The sequence below is a fragment of the Pseudomonas sp. S09G 359 genome, assembly GCF_002843605.1.
In the GTDB taxonomy this organism is placed as follows: Bacteria; Pseudomonadota; Gammaproteobacteria; order Pseudomonadales; family Pseudomonadaceae; genus Aquipseudomonas.
The window spans coordinates 2,476,945-2,493,905 of record NZ_CP025263.1; the positions used below are offsets into that span (position 1 = coordinate 2,476,945).

At 63.6% G+C, this 16,961-nt stretch carries 17 protein-coding genes; 14 read left to right on the forward strand and 3 right to left on the reverse strand.

The features are described from left to right. The 5 genes from tssF to CXQ82_RS11375 are packed head-to-tail and all read left to right on the forward strand — an operon-like array spanning position 1 to position 4,895. Positions 1-1,770, forward strand: a complete 1,770-nt coding sequence (gene tssF, locus CXQ82_RS11355) for a type VI secretion system baseplate subunit TssF (protein WP_101268885.1) — start codon at positions 1-3, stop codon at positions 1,768-1,770. After that, on the forward strand, positions 1,734-2,819 hold the full coding sequence (tssG, locus tag CXQ82_RS11360) for a type VI secretion system baseplate subunit TssG (RefSeq protein WP_101268887.1): 1,086 nt from the start codon (positions 1,734-1,736) through the stop codon (positions 2,817-2,819). Before tssF ends, tssG begins: the two co-directional genes overlap by 37 nt. Next, a complete protein-coding gene (tssJ, locus tag CXQ82_RS11365; RefSeq protein ID WP_101268889.1) occupies positions 2,800-3,324 on the forward strand; it encodes a type VI secretion system lipoprotein TssJ in 525 nt (174 codons plus the stop codon). The genes tssG and tssJ overlap by 20 nt, the downstream gene beginning before the upstream one ends. Positions 3,325-3,327: 3 nt before the next feature. Continuing rightward, positions 3,328-3,768: a type VI secretion system baseplate subunit TssE gene (gene tssE, locus CXQ82_RS11370; RefSeq protein ID WP_101268891.1), complete on the forward strand. Its 441-nt coding sequence runs from the start codon at positions 3,328-3,330 to the stop codon at positions 3,766-3,768. A 14-nt stretch (positions 3,769-3,782) separates the two neighbouring features. Further along, entirely contained in the window at positions 3,783-4,895 is a 1,113-nt protein-coding gene (locus tag CXQ82_RS11375; protein ID WP_101268894.1) for an OmpA family protein, read from the forward strand. Positions 4,896-4,909: 14 nt separating this feature from the next. Here the strand turns inward: CXQ82_RS11375 and CXQ82_RS11380 are convergent, their stop codons facing one another. Both CXQ82_RS11380 and gspH read right to left on the reverse strand, forming a co-directional pair. Continuing rightward, complete coding sequence (locus CXQ82_RS11380) at positions 4,910-5,509, reverse strand: type II secretion system protein GspJ (protein WP_101268896.1); 600 nt, start codon at positions 5,507-5,509, stop codon at positions 4,910-4,912. Continuing rightward, positions 5,506-5,958 carry a type II secretion system minor pseudopilin GspH gene (gspH, locus tag CXQ82_RS11385; protein WP_101268899.1) on the reverse strand — a complete coding sequence of 151 codons (453 nt, stop codon included), beginning with the start codon at positions 5,956-5,958 and terminating at the stop codon, positions 5,506-5,508. Before gspH ends, CXQ82_RS11380 begins: the two co-directional genes overlap by 4 nt. Positions 5,959-6,051: 93 nt before the next feature. On the opposite strand from gspH, the gene CXQ82_RS11390 reads away from it, so the two are divergent. After that, entirely contained in the window at positions 6,052-6,483 is a 432-nt protein-coding gene (locus tag CXQ82_RS11390) for a type II secretion system protein N (RefSeq protein ID WP_101268901.1), read from the forward strand. Here CXQ82_RS11390 and gspI read toward each other — a convergent pair. Next, positions 6,470-6,847 carry a type II secretion system minor pseudopilin GspI gene (gene gspI / locus CXQ82_RS11395; RefSeq protein WP_101268903.1) on the reverse strand — a complete coding sequence of 126 codons (378 nt, stop codon included), beginning with the start codon at positions 6,845-6,847 and terminating at the stop codon, positions 6,470-6,472. The genes CXQ82_RS11390 and gspI overlap by 14 nt on opposite strands. 148 nt (positions 6,848-6,995) lie before the next feature. Between gspI and gspG the strand changes: the two genes are divergently transcribed. The 8 genes from gspG to CXQ82_RS11435 all read left to right on the forward strand — a co-directional run bounded on the left by gspG (position 6,996) and on the right by CXQ82_RS11435 (position 16,858). Further along, the gene (gene gspG / locus CXQ82_RS11400) at positions 6,996-7,445 is read left to right on the forward strand and encodes a type II secretion system major pseudopilin GspG (RefSeq protein WP_101268905.1); all 450 of its coding nucleotides are present in this window, start codon (positions 6,996-6,998) and stop codon (positions 7,443-7,445) included. A gap of 8 nt (positions 7,446-7,453) precedes the next feature. After that, a complete protein-coding gene (gene gspK / locus CXQ82_RS11405) occupies positions 7,454-8,332 on the forward strand; it encodes a type II secretion system minor pseudopilin GspK (protein ID WP_157832151.1) in 879 nt (292 codons plus the stop codon). Continuing rightward, on the forward strand, positions 8,329-9,399 hold the full coding sequence (gene gspL, locus CXQ82_RS11410) for a type II secretion system protein GspL (RefSeq protein ID WP_101268907.1): 1,071 nt from the start codon (positions 8,329-8,331) through the stop codon (positions 9,397-9,399). Before gspK ends, gspL begins: the two co-directional genes overlap by 4 nt. Further along, positions 9,392-9,904 carry a type II secretion system protein GspM gene (gene gspM, locus CXQ82_RS11415; RefSeq protein WP_101268909.1) on the forward strand — a complete coding sequence of 171 codons (513 nt, stop codon included), beginning with the start codon at positions 9,392-9,394 and terminating at the stop codon, positions 9,902-9,904. Before gspL ends, gspM begins: the two co-directional genes overlap by 8 nt. After that, positions 9,901-12,222, forward strand: coding sequence for a type II secretion system secretin GspD (gene gspD, locus CXQ82_RS11420; protein WP_101268911.1), 2,322 nt, complete (start codon positions 9,901-9,903; stop codon positions 12,220-12,222). The genes gspM and gspD overlap by 4 nt, the downstream gene beginning before the upstream one ends. Positions 12,223-12,568: 346 nt before the next feature. Further along, positions 12,569-13,987: a type II secretion system ATPase GspE gene (gene gspE, locus CXQ82_RS11425; protein WP_101268913.1), complete on the forward strand. Its 1,419-nt coding sequence runs from the start codon at positions 12,569-12,571 to the stop codon at positions 13,985-13,987. Continuing rightward, the gene (gene gspF / locus CXQ82_RS11430) at positions 13,987-15,198 is read left to right on the forward strand and encodes a type II secretion system inner membrane protein GspF (RefSeq protein ID WP_101268915.1); all 1,212 of its coding nucleotides are present in this window, start codon (positions 13,987-13,989) and stop codon (positions 15,196-15,198) included. The genes gspE and gspF overlap by 1 nt, the downstream gene beginning before the upstream one ends. 463 nt (positions 15,199-15,661) lie before the next feature. After that, positions 15,662-16,858: a substrate-binding domain-containing protein gene (locus tag CXQ82_RS11435; RefSeq protein ID WP_101268917.1), complete on the forward strand. Its 1,197-nt coding sequence runs from the start codon at positions 15,662-15,664 to the stop codon at positions 16,856-16,858. Positions 16,859-16,961: the final 103 nt, after the last annotated feature.

Sequence of the window (16,961 nt, forward strand, 5' to 3'; positions counted from 1 at the left end):
GTGAACACGGACAATCTGACTCTGCGTTACTTCGACGCCGAAATGCGCTACCTGCGCGAGGCCGGCAAGGAGTTCGCCGAAGCATTCCCGGACCGCGCGGCCCAGCTCAACCTGGACAAACCGGGTGCGCAAGACCCCTATGTGGAGCGTCTGTTCGAGGGCTTCGCGTTCCTGATGGGCCGCCTGCGGGAAAAACTCGACGACGACTTGCCGGAGCTGACCGAAGGGTTGGTCAGCCTGTTGTGGCCGCATTATTTGCGCACCATTCCGTCGCTGTCAGTCGTTGAATTGGTGCCCGAGCTGGCGCACATGAAACGCAGCGAAACGGTCGGCAAGGGGTTTGAGGTGCTGTCCCAACCCATCGGCCCGCAACGCACGCGTTGTTGCTACACCACCACCCAGGACCTGACATTACAGCCGCTGGCCCTGGAATCAGTGCGTCTGGCCCATGAGCCGGATGGTCGCTCGCTGCTGCGCTTGCGGTTTACCTGCGGCGCGTTGACGGATTGGAGTGAGATCGACCTCAGCCGCCTGCCGCTGTACCTCAATGCAGACGCGCCGCTGGCCAGCGCCCTGCATCAGGCACTGACGCTGAACACTCAGGCGCTGTATGTGCGTTTGGCGGGCAAGCAGGAGCGCCAGGTATTGGAGGGCCATTTCGCGGCCAAGGGGTTTGCCGATGAGGATCGCCTGTGGCCCAAGGGCGACAGCGCCTTCAGCGGTTATCAGTTGTTGCTTGAGTACTTCACCTTTCGCGAGAAGTTCATGTTCGTGACCCTGTGTGGTCTGGAGCAACTGAACCTCACCGCCGCTATACCCTGGTTCGAGCTGGACGTGGTGCTGCGAGAGGCCTGGCCCCATGAGTTCAGTGTGAGCAGCGAACATATTCGGCTGCACGCGGTGCCGGTGATCAACCTGTTCCCGCTGGAGGCCGACCCGATGACCCTTGCGCCCTTGGAAACCGACTACCTGCTGCGGCCGATGCGCTTGCAGGACGGTCATACCGAGATCTACTCCGTCGACCAGGTCACCTCGGCAAACAACGCTGTGCGTCACGACTACGTGCCGTTCAGCAGCTTTCGCCACAAGGGCGGGATGCTGCGCGACGATGCCCCCGAGCGGTATTTCCATACCCGTTTGAAACGCTCGGCCAACGGCTTGCATGACACCTGGCTGATCCTCGGCGGCGACGGTTTTGACAAGGATTTGCTGCAGGGCAGCGACAGCCTGTCGCTACGCCTGACCGGCACCAACGGTCAGCTCCCGCGTAAAGCCCTGCAAAGCACCTTGCTCGACACAGTAGCGAGCTCCACCCAAGCCAGCCTACGCGTGCGCAACCTGTGTGCACCAACCCAACCCTGCTACCCCCCCAACCGCGACCGTTTCCACTGGCGCGTACTCAGCCACCTCGGCTCCAACTTCCTACCCATGCTCGACAACGCCGAGGTCCTGCGCGGCACCCTGGCGCTGTACGACTGGACCGGCAGTGAACTCAATCGCCGGCGCCTGGCCGCGATTGCCGAGGTACGTCATCACCTGGTGCAGCGGTTCGAGAAAGGCTTTCTGCTGCGTGGCGTCGATATCGAAATCACCCTGGATGCCAATGGCTTTTCGGGGGAGGGCGACATCAGCCTGTTCGGCGAGATGCTCAACCGCTTTTTCGCCCTGTATGCCGATATTCATCTGTACACCCAGCTCACGCTGATCCTGCAACCTACTGGAAAGTGCCTGCGATGGAACGAGAACCACAGTCAGCGTATTCCCGGCTGAAAACCGGCGGTTTGCTGGAGGCGTTAAAGGGGCAGGTGGCCGAGGCCAACCTGTACCGTTTTTGCCAGTTGCTGGAACAGGCCTCGCCGGATCACCCGCCCTTGGGCAGCACCGCGCACCCCGCCGATGACGCGGTGCGCTTCCGGCCCGATCCGGGCATGGGCTTTCCAGCAGGTGAGTTGAAGGCGATTGAAACCGATGAACGTCACCCGGAACGCCCGGCGACGGTACGCACCCGTTTGCTCGGCTTGTACGGCGTCGACTCGCCGATGCCCACGGTATTTCTGGATGACATCGCGCAACGTCGCGAAGGCCATGAAGCGCTGGAAGCCTTCCTGGATATTTTCAACCATCGGATCTTCACCCAGTTCTACCGGATCTGGCGCAAATACTCCTACCCAGCGACGTTCGAAGCAGGCGGCACCGATGCCACCTCGCAATGCCTGTTGGGCCTGATCGGCCTGGGCATTCCCGGCACTGCGCGACACATCGCCACGCCGGTCTCGCGTTTTCTGGCCTTGCTCAGTGTGATGCGCTTGCCCACGCGTAATGCAGAAGGCATCACCGCGCTGGTGACCTTATTGGCGCCCAATACCCAGGCGCTGGTGACTGCGCATTGGCCGCAGAAGATCGCGCTGACGCAGCCAGCGAGCCTGTGCACGCGATACCCGGTGAGCTTGTCCCAAGGCACACCGCTGGGCCGTGTCGGGCACGACGCCAACAGTCAGCTACGCCTGACGCTGCTGACCACAGATCCACAAGAAGCCAGCGGCTGGTTACCGGGCGGCCAGTTGCACCGCGATTTGCTCGTGCTGCTGCGGGTCTACCTGGGGTGGCGCTGCACGGCAAAACTGCAGTTGTCACTGCCGGTGCGCAGCTTGCCGGTGCCGGTGCTGGGAGAGGCTTCCATTCGGCTCGGCATGACCGGCGTGCTGGGTTTGGGCGAGGCGACGCAGCACGACACCCTCACGATCAACCTGGGCCGCTACCAAGGCCTGTCGATTAATTCCCTCAACAGAGAGACACAGCATGTTGCGTACCTTTATTAGTCTCGTGATGCTCGCCGCGCTTAGCGGTTGCGGGTTGGTCCAGACCGTCGCGGATGGCACCACATCCACCGCCAAGGCAATCTTCTACAAACAGGTGAAAACCCTGCACCTGGACTTCAGCGCGCGCACCGCGCTGAACACCGATACCCAAAACATGAACGACTTATCCGTGGCCACCCTGTTGCGGGTCTACCAACTGCGCGACAGCAAGGCGCTAGAGCAGGCGAGCTACGACGCCTTGCTGGCGGATGACGACCACCTGTTGGCCAGCGCGTTGCTGGACAAACGCGCGGTGGTGGTGAGACCCGAAGAGGGCGCGCAGTTGAATGTACCGCTGGACAAGGACGCGCAGTTAGTCACCGTGGTGGCCTTGTTCCGCAGCCCCGACACCCAATTGCACACCTGGCGCCTGACGCTGACGCGCGATGACCTCGACCCCGACCGGGCGCGGCTCATCGAGGTGGGGGGCAACCGCCTGACCCTGCGGGCCCTCGCCAAGGATTGAGCCATGACCGAAGACACCGCCTCGCTCTACGAAAGGCTGCTACAGAATTTCGACGGTGAACTGGACCTGCATCAAGTCAGCGAAGCAGACCAACACACCCTGTCTGTGCTGGACAACCTGCAACGCATCCTCAACAGCCGCGCCGGTGCACTCAGCCATCTGCCGGATTACGGGCTGCCGGACATGGGGCGGATTATGCAAGGGCTGCCAGCCACGGCCCATGACTTGATCGGCACCATGACCACCACCGTGCTCAAGTACGAACCACGCCTGGCGACGGTCGCCATCGAACTGCTGCCCCAGACCCTGCCGGGCCATTTGGAATATGCCTTGGACCTGCAGCTGAAGGATGGGCACCAGGTGACCTTCGGCAGCACCTTGACGCCCGACGGCAAGGTGTTGGTGCGCCATTTGAAACGACAGCAGTACCTGTCGAAGCCTTGAACCGAGGAAGCCTGATGACAGCGTTGTTTGAGATGCGTATTCGAGTCGGCGGCGATCCGCGCGGCTTCAGAGAATTTACCGTGTTGCGCGAGGAATTGGGCAAGCTGAATCACCCGGCCTGCCCGGATGTGGAATGGGCTAAGGTCGAGCAGTTGTGCCTGGAGCTTTTCGAGCAAAATGGTGCAGAACTGTATTCCGCGTGCTTTTACACCCTGGCACGTGGCCAACGCCACGGGGTGGAGGGCATTACACAAGGCGTGGTGTTGCTGGAAGCGCTGAGCAGCGAATGGGCTCGGCTGTGGCCTCTGATGGAAACTGCGCGGCTGGACCTGTTGGGATGGTTGTTCGACCAGCTGCAATTGCTGCTGCGTAGCTTAGTGATGGCAACACATCGTGGGCCTGCGCTGGTTCAGTTGGAGGTCGAGTTGAACCGTTTACACGCGCGTCTGCTGCCTCATTTACCCGCGCCGCTGCTGGCACTTGAGGCTCTGCGAAATCAGCTTGGCAACTGGGTCCAGCGCCAGGAGCCGCAGCCCGCAGCGGCCGAGAGGATGCTTGCGCCCATCAGGATGATGACGCCAACCCCCGTGGTCATTCTGCCGCCGCCCGACGTGGAACTGCGTGGGTGGAGCCTGGCTGCGTGGCTGTCAGCCGGCGTTTTGATCGTTGCATTAGCGGTTGTGTTTGGATGGCAAACATGGCTTTCGACCATAGACCACCCACCGCTCGCGCCGATACGTTTGGACAGCTTGTCGCTGTTCGATGCAGGCAGCGCAACCTTGAAACCGGACTCCACCAAAGTGCTGATCAATGCCCTGACCGGCATCAAGGCCCAGCCCGGCTGGCTGATCGTGATCGCCGGGCATACCGATGTAACCGGGGCAGTGGAGCAAAACCTGGCCCTGTCCCACGCCCGAGCGTCCGCCGTGCGCGACTGGATGCAACGCATGGGTGACATCGCCGACAGCTGCTTTGCGGTACAGGGTTTCGCCGCCAATCAGCCGATTGCCAGCAACGAGACTGAGGCGGGGCGTACCGCCAACCGGCGCGTCGACATCCAACTGGTGCCACAGGTGGGGGCCTGTGAGCAGCCCGCACGTGTGGGGGGAAGCCGTCAACCCTCATGAGCCAATCCGCCCACTTACCTCAACGGCCCCACCACCTGGCGATAGCGCTCCACTCCCTGCGGCGTCTCCCTTACCAGGCTGATTTCCAGCCCCAAGGGGTCCTCGCGGCGGTTGCCACTCAACTGTCGCCAGCCCTTATCCGCCTCCCACACCCGCACCTGCAAATCGCTGACCCCGGCCAACACGATCACCCCGTCCTTCGCCGCCGGCAGCGGGAATCGGTCCCGCGCCGGTGCTGCAGCGCGGTACAGGTTGTCGCCCTTTACCCACCAGCGCACCCGTTGCAGGCCATCCCCCGCGACCGCTGCGCTGCGGATCACATCCAGCCGGAAGCCCTTGCTGTCGGAACTGCGCACCGTCACCGCGGCTAATCCCTGCGGCTTGGCGTTATCGTCTTGTGCGTTCAGTTCGACGCTGGCGCGCAAGCTGATATCGCGCTGCATCTGGTTCAGTGCGCGCAGCAACACTTCGGTCTGTTCGGTGCTCGCCTGCAGGTGCTGATCGGCGCGGGTGACGCTGTCGAGGCCGCGCCAGGCGATGACGCTGACCAATGCCATCAGCATGATCGCCACCATCACTTCGATCAGGGTAAAGCCTTGCTGGGATCGATTCATGGTTGGGTCACCACGCGCATCAAGCCGGCCGCATCCCGTTGCAGGCTAAGGCTGTGTTGGCCGTCGGACAGCACCACCCGCAGCGGCGGGCTGATCCATTCGGCGTCGAGCACCAGGGTTTGCCGGGGTTCGATAGTGATCTGCATTGGTGTGCTTTCCCATAGGCGCGGGCGCAGTTGGGCGTCGGCCTGGAACGCCTCGGTGGCGCTGCCGTCGTCACTGCGGCGGTTGAAGCGAAAACCCTTGGCATCTGCGCGCCAGGTAATCGGGCGGCCATCGGCGCGGGCTTCGGCCTGGGCGATTTGCAGCAACTGGCTCAGGCGCTCGGCGTCCTTGCGCAGCAGGTGCAGCGGGTCGGGCTTGATGGTCAGGCTGATAGCGGCACTGGCGATGCCGATGATCACCAGCACCACCATCAACTCAATCAGGGTGAAGCCTTGCTGTTTCATCGATGGGCCTCGGGACGAAATAAACGCCGCTGAAATAAAAACGTGCGAATTGGTCTGTAGGCTGGTGCGACGGACAAACAGGAGGTCCTGCCCATGGCATTCGCCCAGCGTTTTTCACCTGCCCACGGTGTGCAGGCATTGGCTTTGCTGGTGGCAGTGGCCGGCATTGTGATGTGGACACCGCTGCTGCTCACGTCTGCCGAGTCGCACACGCCAGCCATCACCCCCCAGGCCCTGGCGGCGCGCAGTGATAACCCGGCGTTGCAATGGTTTTCCACTGTACCGACGGCGTTGCAGGTCAAGGTCAGCGGTGTGCTGGCCGGTGCGCGTGGCGCGGTGGCGATCCTCAGCCTCAACGATGGCCCGCCACGCAGCTTTCTATTGGGCGAGCGCCTCGGCCCGGGTGTGCGGCTGACAGCCATTGAAGGCGACGGCGTAGAGATCGAGCGTGGCGGCGAGAAGCTGCGCGTCAACCTCGACAAGTTGCCGCCGGGGCCGACCTTGCCGCTGCTCACTCGGCCATGACCTGGGTGTCGAGGCGTGCCAGGGGCGGCGCGTCGCGGCTGGCATCACGGCTGTCATCACGTACCTGCAGATTGACCTGAAACAGGCGGCCATCAGCATTGATGGTTTGCTCGCAGCGCAGCTTCAAGCGGCCCTGGTCGCACTCGAAGGTCTGCTTGCCACTGCGCAAGTGCCCTTGCAGGCGCAGCTCCGCCAGGCGGCTTTGCGCGGCCAGCAAAGCCATGGATTTGTCGCGCAACAGCCCGTTGCTCTGAGTCATCAACCCGGCCACACGCACGGCGGCGGCCATGGCCACGGCGATGATCGCCAGCGCCACCAGCACCTCGATCAGGGTAAAGCCTTGCTCCTTGCGACGGCTGTACATGGCGTTCTCAACGCGGGGAAACAGGCCCGCAGACTAGCGCCGGCAGTTGACCGATTGGCGACCGAAACTCCCGAGGATTTTCAATACGACTGACATATGTTCTTGCAACACTGCGCCACGAAATGCACCCACGCCAAGGAATGTCGAGATGGATATCGCGCGCCTAACAACCCCATTGCCAGGGCCTCGCGGCCAGCGTGGCTTCACCCTGATCGAGATCATGGTGGTGGTGGTCATCCTCGGGATCCTGGCCGCGATGGTGGTGCCCAAGGTCCTCGATCGGCCGGACCAGGCGCGGGCTACGGCGGCCAAGCAGGACATTGGTGGCTTGATGCAGGCGCTGAAGCTCTATCGCCTTGACCACGGCACTTACCCGAACATGAACCAGGGCCTCAAAGTGCTGGTGGAACGCCCGGCGGATGCCAAGAACAGCAACTGGCGCGCCTATCTCGACCGCCTGCCCAATGACCCGTGGGGCAACCCGTATCACTACCTCAACCCGGGCGCCAACGGTGAGGTCGATGTGTTCTCCCTCGGCGCCGACGGCCAACCCGATGGCGACGGCGTGAATGCCGATATCGGCTCCTGGCAGTTGTAAGGCGCGCCATGAAACGGTATTCGCCCACGGCGGCGAAGCAGCGCGGCATGGCAATTATCAGCGCCTTGCTGATCGCCGCAGTGGTGGCGGTACTCGCCGGCGCGATGCTCACTCGACAGACCGTGTTCACCCGCAGCCTTGAAGCCGAGCAATTGCGCATCCAGGGTCAGTGGCTGTTGCAGGGTGGCCTGGAACGCAGCCGGCAGCTGCTCTGGGACGCGCGCCAGAAAGACGTGCTGACGCGCCTCGACCAGCCGTGGGCGCGTGCCCAGGGCGGCGCCTTCGAAGGCCGGATCGAGGACGAGCAGGGCAAGTTCAACCTGCGCAACCTGGTTAACCGCCAGCAGCTGGACACCGAGCAATTGCAGAGCTTCGAGCGCCTGTGCCGGTTGATAGGCGTTGCCCCGGCACTGAGCCAACGCATCAGCCAGCGCGTGATCGCCTCTTATGACCGCACCGACCTGCCGGCCAAATACCCGATGCTGCGCAGCCTCGACGATTTAAGCGGCCTTGAGGGCCTCGACCCGGCGCTGTTGCAGCGCATGCAGGCGTATATCAGCGTGTTGCCCGGCATTACCTGGGTCAACGGCAACACCGCCAGTGCCGAGGTGCTCAGTGCGGTGGTGCCGCAGCTCAGCCTGGCGCAGGCCCATGGGCTGGTGGCCGAGCGCGATGGTGGGCACTGGTTTATCAATCGCGGGGATTTCGTCAACCGCCTGCACCTGCCTCAGGTCAACGTGGATGCCGTGCAAGTGGGGATTACCAGCGAGTGGTTTCGCTTGCAGGGCCAGGCGCGGCGCGAGCAACGCCGGGTGACGCTGGAGGCGCTGCTGCACCGCCCCGAAGACCGTGCGCCACGGGTGATCTGGTCGCGGGTGGGGGTATGAAACGCCTGCGCATTGGCTTGCCGCCGCTCGATGAGCTGAGCCCGGACAGCCAGGTGACGTTTGCCTGGCTGGAGAGGGGCGTGGTCACTGATGAGGGCCGCGCCAGCCTGCTGCAATTGGGCAAGCACCGTCAGGCGGCAGACTGCTTTCTGCATCCCCGCGACAGCCTGTTGACCAGCCTGGAACTACCGCCTTTACCCGCCGCCAAAACCGCCGCCGCCGTGGCCTGTGCCGCGCAGGCGCTGATCCTCGGCGCAGTGGAGCAGATGCAGGTCGCCCACGGCCCGCGCGAAAGCGATGGGCGCGTGCAGGTGGGCTGGGTGCCCAAGGCCGCGCTGGAGCGGCTCGGCCAGGTGTTGGCGCAGGCGCAGCTCAAGCTGCGTGGCCTGTACCCGGCGCCCCATGCTTTACCGGTGGGCGCTGCGGCGTTGCACGATGGTTATCTGTTAACGCGCGACAGCCTGCAGCAAGGCGCGGTGCACCCCTTGGGGCTGCAGGCACTGGATGTGCCGCTGGTGGATGCGGCCCAGCGTTGGCGCGGGCCGGTGCCTGCCTGGGGGTTGCAGGTGCGCCTTGGCCAGGCATCCAGCGGCGGCTGGGGCAGGGCGCTGGGCTGCGTCGCATTGGCGGCGACGATCTGGGCCGTCGGCCTCAACCTGTACGCCGCCCGCCAGGTCGACGAAGGCCAACGGCTCAAGACGTTGATGAGCCAACAGGTGCGCCAGGCGTTTCCTGAATTGCCGGTGGTGCTCAACCCGTTGCAGCAGGCCCGCCAACAATTGGCCGCGCGCCAGAGCGGTGCGGCGGCCGATCCGGGCCAGCGCTTTAGCAGTCTGTTGCAACTGGCGGGCAGCAACCTGGCGTTTATGGTGGGCAGTGTCGACAGCCTGGACTATGCACAGGGCCGCCTGCACGTGGCGTTGCTCGCCGACAGTCGCAACCCGGCGGCCGTGGGCGACTGGCAGGCGGTGCTGGCCCAGGCCGGCTTTGCCGCTGAACGCGATGAGCGTGGCTGGAGCATCGGCCCGGCGCAGGCGGCGGAAAAACCGGAGGCCGGCGATGAATAAAGTTCGCCGTCTACGCAGCCAGTTCCAGTTGTTCTGGGGCGGCCTGGCCCTGCGCGAAAAGCGTCTGTTGATCGGCGCAGGGCTGGTACTGGTGAGTCTATTGACCTGGCTGCTGCTGGTGCAGCCGGCGTTGAAAAAGATCGATTACTGGCAGGCCGAAACGCCCAAATTACGGGCCCAGGCCGCCGCCTTGCAGGTGCTGTTGCAGGACGTCGCCGCGCCTCGGCAGGCTGACGAAGCGGCGTTGCGCCAGGCGCTGGAAAGCGCCGGGTTGCAGGGGCATTACCAGTTGCAGGCGCTGGAACCCGGTGGTTGGCGCCTGACCTTCGACAACGCCCCGGCCGACGCCGTGGTGGGCTGGTTGCTGGGCAATCCGCGTTCGTTCTCTTTGGAAGTGTCCGAGGCGCGTTTGCAGCGTGCCCCGGATAGCGTCGATAACTCGGCCGGCACTGTGTCCGGGACCGTTCGCATGGATCAGGCGCTTGGCGCTAAGGAAGCTTCATGAAGTGGTCAGTCCCCCCTTTTCGCACCGTTGCGCCGCTGCTGTTGCTGGCCCTCAGTGCGTGCAGCAGCCAGGAGGCCGCCAAGCCGTTGCTGGTAGACAGTGAACTCGGCCAGCCTCTGGCCGACACCCGCCGCAGCGGCGATACCGTGCTGGATCGACAGCGCGAACCGATGCCCAAGCCCGCCGTACAGCATCCGCTGACCAACAGCGCCCGTGGCCACGCCCCGGCGGCCGTCAAGGCGCGTAACCCGCTGGGCGACCAGCCGGTGCAGCTGAATTTTGTCGATGCGGATATCCAGGCGGTGGTGCGCGCACTGTCCCGCGCCACCGGCCAGCAGTTCCTGGTGGACCCACGGGTAAAGGGCAACCTCACCCTGGTCAGCGAAGGCCAGGTGCCTGCGCACCAGGCCTACGACATGCTGCTGGCGGCACTGCGCATGCAGGGCTTCAGCGTGGTGGATGTGGGCGGCGTCGCCCAGGTGGTGCCGGAGGCCGATGCCAAGTTGCTCGGCGGCCCGATGTACAGTGCTGGCAGCAGCGGCATGCAGACCCGCACCTTTCGCCTGCAATATGAAAACGCGGTGAACCTGATCCCGGTGCTGCGCCCCATTGTGTCGCCGAACAACCCGATCAACGCCTACCCCGGCAACAACAGCATCGTGATCACCGACTACGCGGAGAACCTCGCGCGCGTGGCGCAGATCATCAACGGCATCGACACCCCCAGCGCCATCGACACCGACGTGGTGAAGGTGCAGAACGGCATCGCCGTGGACATCGCCGCCATGGTCGGTGAACTGCTGGAAACCCAGGGTGCCGACCAGACCCAGAAGATCAATGTGGTCGGCGACCCACGCTCCAATTCGATCATCATCCGCTCCGGCAGCCCCGAGCGTACGGAGTTGGCGCGCAACCTGATCTACAAGCTCGACAACGCCCAGAGCAACCCGAGCAACATGCACGTGGTGTACCTGCGCAACGCCCAGGCCGGTAAGTTGGCCCAGTCGCTACGCGGGCTGCTGACCGGCGAGAGCGATACGGGCGTGAGCGACGATGCGCGCGGCAAGCTCAGTGCCATGGGCGGCAACAGCAAGAACAGCCAGGGCACGAGCACCGCGCAAAACAGCAGCGGCACCCCCACCGGCAGTGGCGTGCAGTCGGGCTACGGGCAAACCAGCGGTACCACTCCAAGCACCGGCAATACCGCCAGCGACCAGAACACCGCATTCAGCGCCGGCGGCGTGACCATCCAGGCGGATGCTACTACCAACACCTTGCTGATCTCCGCCCCCGACCCGCTGTACCGCAACCTGCGCGAAGTGATCGACATGCTCGACCAGCGCCGCGCCCAGGTGGTAATCGAAAGCCTGATCGTGGAAGTCGGCGAAGACGACGCCACCGAGTTCGGCGTGCAATGGCAGGCCGGCAACCTGGCGGGCAAGGGCGCGTTCGGTGGCGTCAACCTGGGTGGCAGTGGCATCAACGGCACGCCCACCAGCCCCACCAGCGTCGATGTGCTGCCCAAGGGCCTGAATATCGGCCTGGTCAACGGCACGGTAGATATCCCGGGGATCGGCAAGGTGCTCGACCTCAAAGTGCTGGCCCGCGCCCTGAAGAGCAAGGGCGGCACCAATGTGCTGTCCACACCGAACCTGCTGACCCTGGACAACGAGGCGGCGAGCATTTTTGTTGGGCAGACCATCCCGTTTGTCACCGGCAGCTATGTGACCGGCGGCGGGGGCACCAGCAACAACCCGTTCCAGACCGTGCAACGTGAAGAGGTGGGCTTGAAACTGAATGTGCGGCCGCAGATTTCCGAGGGGGGCACGGTGAAGCTGGATATCTACCAGGAGGTCAGCAGCGTGGACTCGCGGGCCTCGGTGGAGGCGGGCACGGTGACCAACAAGCGCGCGATCGATACCAGCATTTTGTTGGATGACGGGCAGATCATGGTCATGGGTGGGTTGCTGCAGGATGGCTATAGCCAGAGCAATGATGCGGTGCCGTGGTTGTCGGATATTCCCGGTTTGGGGGCGTTGTTTCGTAATGAGAAGCGCAGTGTGACCAAGACCAACCTGATGGTGTTTTTGCGGCCTTACATTATTCGCGACAGTGAGGCGGGGCGCAGTATTACGCTGAACCGCTATGAGTTCATGCGCCGAGCGCAAGGTGGGTTGCAGCCCGAGCACAGTTGGGCAATGCCGGATGTGCAGGCGCCGCAGTTGCCTGCGGTGGAGAAGGCGATTCCGGGGGCGCAGCAGCAGGGGCCCAGGGCGGTGATCAGGGCGGTGCCGGTTTCTTCGGGGGCGCGGCCTTGATGGCGTACGTATCGGTTGGCTTGGCATGCCCTCACTGCGGCCAGCATGGTCGACGGGGCGTCTCAGGTCAAAAACCAAAGCGCGGCGGCCTTGGAACCGACCGCGCGTGTCTGTGGAGCTCGGTTCAAATGTGGGAGCTGGCTTGCCTGCGATGGCAGCGACTGGGTTGGCCTGATACACCGAGGTGTCTGCATCGCGGGCAAGCCCGGCTCCCACAGGGGAATGCGCAAGCTTCAAACAACCGGTCGGCTCCAAGGCCGTCACGCGTTGCTTTTGATCTTAAGCGCCGCGTTAGTGGCCATTACAAAAAAACTGCATATGGACCCATAAAAACGGGCCCAACCCCATGAGCCTTCTACCTTACGCTTGGGCCAAATCCCAACGCATCCTCCTGCGCCCCAGCGAAGACGGCATGCTGCTCACCGTCTGCCCCTCGACCCCCGGCTGGTCCATCAGCGAAGTCCACCGCCAGTTCGGCCAGTCGCGCCTGGAACACGTGCGCGATGACGAACTCGACGGCCTGCTCACCAGCGCCTACGCCGACACCGGCAGTGCCGCCGCAGTGGTCGGCGCCGCCGAAAACGAAGTCGACCTCGACCGCCTGATGCAAGACATGCCCGAGGTCACCGACCTGCTCGACACCCAGGACGGCGCCCCGGTGATTCGCATGATCAACGCCTTGCTCACCCAGGCCGCCCGCGACGAGGCCAGTGATATCCACATCGAACCCTACGAAACCCACTCCGTGGTGCGCTACCGCGTCGACGGTACCCTGCGTGATGTGGTGTCGCCGCGCAAGGCGTTGCATGGCGCGCTGGTGTCGCGCATCAAGATCATGGCCCAGCTCGATATCGCCGAAAAACGCCTGCCCCAGGACGGCCGCATTGCGTTGCGCGTAGCGGGGCGGCCGATTGATATCCGCGTGTCCACGGTGCCCACCGGGCATGGCGAGCGCGTGGTCATGCGCTTGCTGGACAAACAGGCCGGGCGTTTGCAACTGGAAACCCTGGGCATGGAGCCGCAGCTGCTGGCGCGCCTGGATACGCTGATCCGCCAGCCCCACGGCATCGTGCTGGTCACCGGGCCCACCGGCAGTGGCAAGACCACCAGCCTGTATGCCGCCCTGGCGCGGCTGGACGCCAGCACCAGCAATATCCTCACCGTGGAAGACCCGGTGGAATATGACTTGCCGGGCATCAGCCAGATCCAGATCAACGCCAAGATCGACATGACCTTCGGCCTGGCCTTGCGCGCGATTCTGCGCCAGGACCCGGACATCATCATGATCGGCGAAATTCGCGACCTCGAAACAGCGCAAATCGCCGTGCAAGCCTCGCTCACCGGCCACCTGGTACTCGCCACCTTGCACACCAACGACGCAGTATCGGCGGTCAACCGCTTGATCGATATGGGCGTCGAACCCTTCCTGCTCGCGTCTTCGCTGTTGGGCGTGTTGGCCCAGCGCCTGGTACGCCGGCTGTGCCCGCATTGCAAACAGCAAGACCCGGCCGCGCCCGGCACCTGGCGCCCGGTGGGCTGTGCGCAGTGCAACCAGATTGGCTACAGCGGGCGGACCGGTATCCATGAATTGTTCTGCGTCGATGACGATGTGCGCAGCCTGATCCACAACGGCGCCGGCGAGCAGGATCTGCGCTTGGCCGCGCGGCGTGCCGGGATGTTCAGCATGCGTGAAGACGGCGAGCGCTGGGTGCGCAGCGGCGCCACCGCAGCCGAAGAAATCCTGCGCGTGACACGGGACGCCTGATGAATCGCTATCGCTATGAAGCCGCCGACGCCAGCGGCAAGGTCGAGGCCGGGCACGTGGAGGCCGACAGCCAGAGCGGCGCGTTTGCGGTGTTGCGCGGCCGTGGCCTGACCGCGTTGCTGGTGCAGGTTGAGGGCGGGCAGCAAGCCGCCGCCGGCAGCAGCCTGTTCACGGCCAAGCTGTCGGACAACGATCTGGCCTGGGCCACCCGGCAACTGGCGAGCCTGCTGGGTGCCAGCCTGCCGTTGGAAGCGGCGCTGAGTGCCACGGTGGAGCAGGCCGAGAAAAAACATATCGCCCAGACCCTGGCCGCCGTGCGCGCCGATGTGCGTGGCGGCATGCGCCTGGCCGATGCCTTGGCCGCACGGCCACGGGATTTTCCGTCGATTTACCGCGCGTTGATTGCGGCGGGGGAAGAGTCTGGCGACCTGGCCCAAGTGATGGAGCGCCTGGCCGACTACATCGAGGAGCGCAACAACCTGCGCGGCAAGATCCTCACCGCGTTTATCTACCCTGGCGTGGTGGGATTGGTCTCCATCGGCATTGTGATTTTCCTGCTCAGCTATGTGGTGCCCCAGGTGGTCAGCGCATTTTCCCAGGCGCGCCAGGACCTGCCGGGACTGACCCTGGCGATGCTCAACGCCAGTGACTTTATCCGCGCCTGGGGCTGGCTGTGTTTTGCCGGGCTCGTCGGCGGTTTCTGGAGCTGGCGCCTGTACCTGCGCAACCCGCTGGCGCGCTTGAACTGGCACAGCCGTGTGCTGCGCCTGCCGCTGATCGGGCGGTTTGTGCTGGGGCTGAACACGGCGCGGTTTGCCTCGACCCTGGCGATCCTCGGCGGCGCCGGCGTGCCGCTGTTGCGCGCCCTTGAAGCCGCGCGGCAAACCTTGTCCAACGACCGTCTTAGCCAGTGTGTCAACGACGCTACCGCCAAGGTCCGCGAAGGCGTCAACCTGGCCCCGGCGCTGGCGGTGGAAAAGGTCTTCCCGCCGGTGTTGATCCACCTGATCGCCAGCGGCGAAAAAACCGGCTCGTTGCCGCCGATGCTGGAGCGCGCCGCGCAGACCTTGTCGCGGGATATCGAACGCCGCGCCATGGGCATGACCGCGTTGCTGGAGCCACTGATGATCGTGGTGATGGGCGCGGTGGTGTTGGTGATTGTAATGGCGGTGCTGTTGCCGATCATCGAGATCAACCAACTCGTCACTTGAACACACCAAAAATCCAATGTGGGAGGGGGCTTGCCCCCGATGGCGGTGGTTCAGCTGGCTTATTTTCAGCTGACACACTGCTATCGGGGGCAAGCCCCCTCCCACATTTTTACTGCGTTTCTTCAGTAGGGCCCCCAACCTCGGGTTCCTCATTCCGTCATGTTCCAACCCCTTCCACACGGCCTACGCTGCCTGCAGCCCAGGGCCGCGCAGCCGTGTTGAAACGCCGCTGTCATCTGCCCCGAAACCGCTCATTGGCATGACCAAAACACCCGAGAATCTTTTTGAAAATCAAGGTGTTCCTCCCGAGGTTTTTTCGTTTTGCTGTCATCGGAAGCTGCCAAATTCCCTACCCATGGCCTCACCCCTCGCCACCCCCTGAACCGGGCCTGGGACCGAAGCCATGACGTCATGCAAGCGCCATCTACCCCAAACGTACAAACACGACGAAAGGAGCTTCTTCATGTTTAAGCGCAACGTTCTCGCGGTATCCATGACCCTCGCTGCACTGTGCTCGGCCCAGGCTGCAATGGCTGACATCAACGGCGGCGGCGCAACCCTGCCACAAGCGCTGTACCAGACCTCCGGCGTACTCACCACTGGCTTTGCCGGCTACATCGGCGTGGGCAGCGGCAATGGCAAGGCAGCCTTCCTGAACAACGACTACACCAAGTTCCAGGCTGGCGTGACTAACAAGAACGTGCACTGGGCGGGTAGCGATTCCAAGTTGTCGGCGACTGAGCTGTCCACCTATGAAAACACCCGTCAAGCGACCTGGGGCAAACTGATCCAGTTGCCTTCGGTAGGTACTTCGGTCGCCATTCCTTTCCGCAAAAGCGGTACTAGTAACGTTGACCTCAGCGTCAGCGAGTTGTGCGGTGTGTTCTCCGGTCGTATCGTCGATTGGAGCGGTATCACTGGGGCAGGCCGTAGCGGTCCGATCACGGTTGTATACCGCAGTGAAAGCAGCGGCACCACCGAGCTGTTTACCCGTTTCCTTAACGCCAAGTGCACTGAGCCCGGCACTTTCAACGTCACCACTACCTTTGGCACAAGCTACACCGGTGGCCTGCCTGCCGGCGCCGTTGCCGCAACCGGCAGTCAAGGCGTGATGACTGCGCTGAACGATACCACCGTCGATGAGGGGCGTATCACCTACATGAGCCCTGACTTCGCCGCCCCGACCCTCGCCGGTCTGGATGACGCGACCAAAGTTGCTCGCGTTGGCAAGGATGTCGTCAACGGTACTGCTGTCCAGGGCGTGTCGCCAGCCGCAAGCAACGTTTCTGCTGCTATCGGCGCAGTACCGGTGCCTGCCGCAGGTGTGCGTGCCAACCCGGACAGCTGGGTTCCGGTATTCGGTAAAGATGGCGTGGCCGGTGTGCAGCCTTACCCAACCTCGGGCTACCCGATCCTGGGCTTCACCAACGTGATCTTCAGCCAGTGCTACGCCGATGCCACCCAGACCACCCAAGTGCGTGATTTCTTCGCCAAGCACTACGGCGCGTCTAACAACAACGATGCAGCCATCACCGCCAATGCTTTCGTACCGCTGCCAACCGCTTGGAAAGTCGCGATTCGCGGCAGCTTCCTGACCGCCAGCAACGCCCTGAGCATCGGCAATACCAACGTCTGCAACGGTATCGGTCGTCCGCTGTAACCCACGCTTTCACCGACCTGCAACACCTGATCAGCAACGGCCTGTGCCGTTGCTGATTTTTGCGTTTGTGCCCGCCGTTACCAGCCCTCTATGAACTTTGCGT

Excerpts from the sequence above, each read along its gene's own strand:
- tssG (WP_101268887.1), top strand. The coding sequence starts at position 1,734 with ATGGAACGAGAACCACAGTCAGCGTATTCCCGGCTGAAAACCGGCGGT.
- tssJ (WP_101268889.1), top strand. The coding sequence starts at position 2,800 with ATGTTGCGTACCTTTATTAGTCTCGTGATGCTCGCCGCGCTTAGCGGT.
- tssE (WP_101268891.1), top strand. The coding sequence starts at position 3,328 with ATGACCGAAGACACCGCCTCGCTCTACGAAAGGCTGCTACAGAATTTC.
- CXQ82_RS11375 (WP_101268894.1), top strand. The coding sequence starts at position 3,783 with ATGACAGCGTTGTTTGAGATGCGTATTCGAGTCGGCGGCGATCCGCGC.
- CXQ82_RS11380 (WP_101268896.1), bottom strand. The coding sequence starts at position 5,509 with ATGAATCGATCCCAGCAAGGCTTTACCCTGATCGAAGTGATGGTGGCG.
- gspH (WP_101268899.1), bottom strand. The coding sequence starts at position 5,958 with ATGAAACAGCAAGGCTTCACCCTGATTGAGTTGATGGTGGTGCTGGTG.
- CXQ82_RS11390 (WP_101268901.1), top strand. The coding sequence starts at position 6,052 with ATGGCATTCGCCCAGCGTTTTTCACCTGCCCACGGTGTGCAGGCATTG.
- gspI (WP_101268903.1), bottom strand. The coding sequence starts at position 6,847 with ATGTACAGCCGTCGCAAGGAGCAAGGCTTTACCCTGATCGAGGTGCTG.
- gspG (WP_101268905.1), top strand. The coding sequence starts at position 6,996 with ATGGATATCGCGCGCCTAACAACCCCATTGCCAGGGCCTCGCGGCCAG.
- gspK (WP_157832151.1), top strand. The coding sequence starts at position 7,454 with ATGAAACGGTATTCGCCCACGGCGGCGAAGCAGCGCGGCATGGCAATT.
- gspL (WP_101268907.1), top strand. The coding sequence starts at position 8,329 with ATGAAACGCCTGCGCATTGGCTTGCCGCCGCTCGATGAGCTGAGCCCG.
- gspM (WP_101268909.1), top strand. The coding sequence starts at position 9,392 with ATGAATAAAGTTCGCCGTCTACGCAGCCAGTTCCAGTTGTTCTGGGGC.
- gspD (WP_101268911.1), top strand. The coding sequence starts at position 9,901 with ATGAAGTGGTCAGTCCCCCCTTTTCGCACCGTTGCGCCGCTGCTGTTG.
- gspE (WP_101268913.1), top strand. The coding sequence starts at position 12,569 with ATGAGCCTTCTACCTTACGCTTGGGCCAAATCCCAACGCATCCTCCTG.
- gspF (WP_101268915.1), top strand. The coding sequence starts at position 13,987 with ATGAATCGCTATCGCTATGAAGCCGCCGACGCCAGCGGCAAGGTCGAG.
- CXQ82_RS11435 (WP_101268917.1), top strand. The coding sequence starts at position 15,662 with ATGTTTAAGCGCAACGTTCTCGCGGTATCCATGACCCTCGCTGCACTG.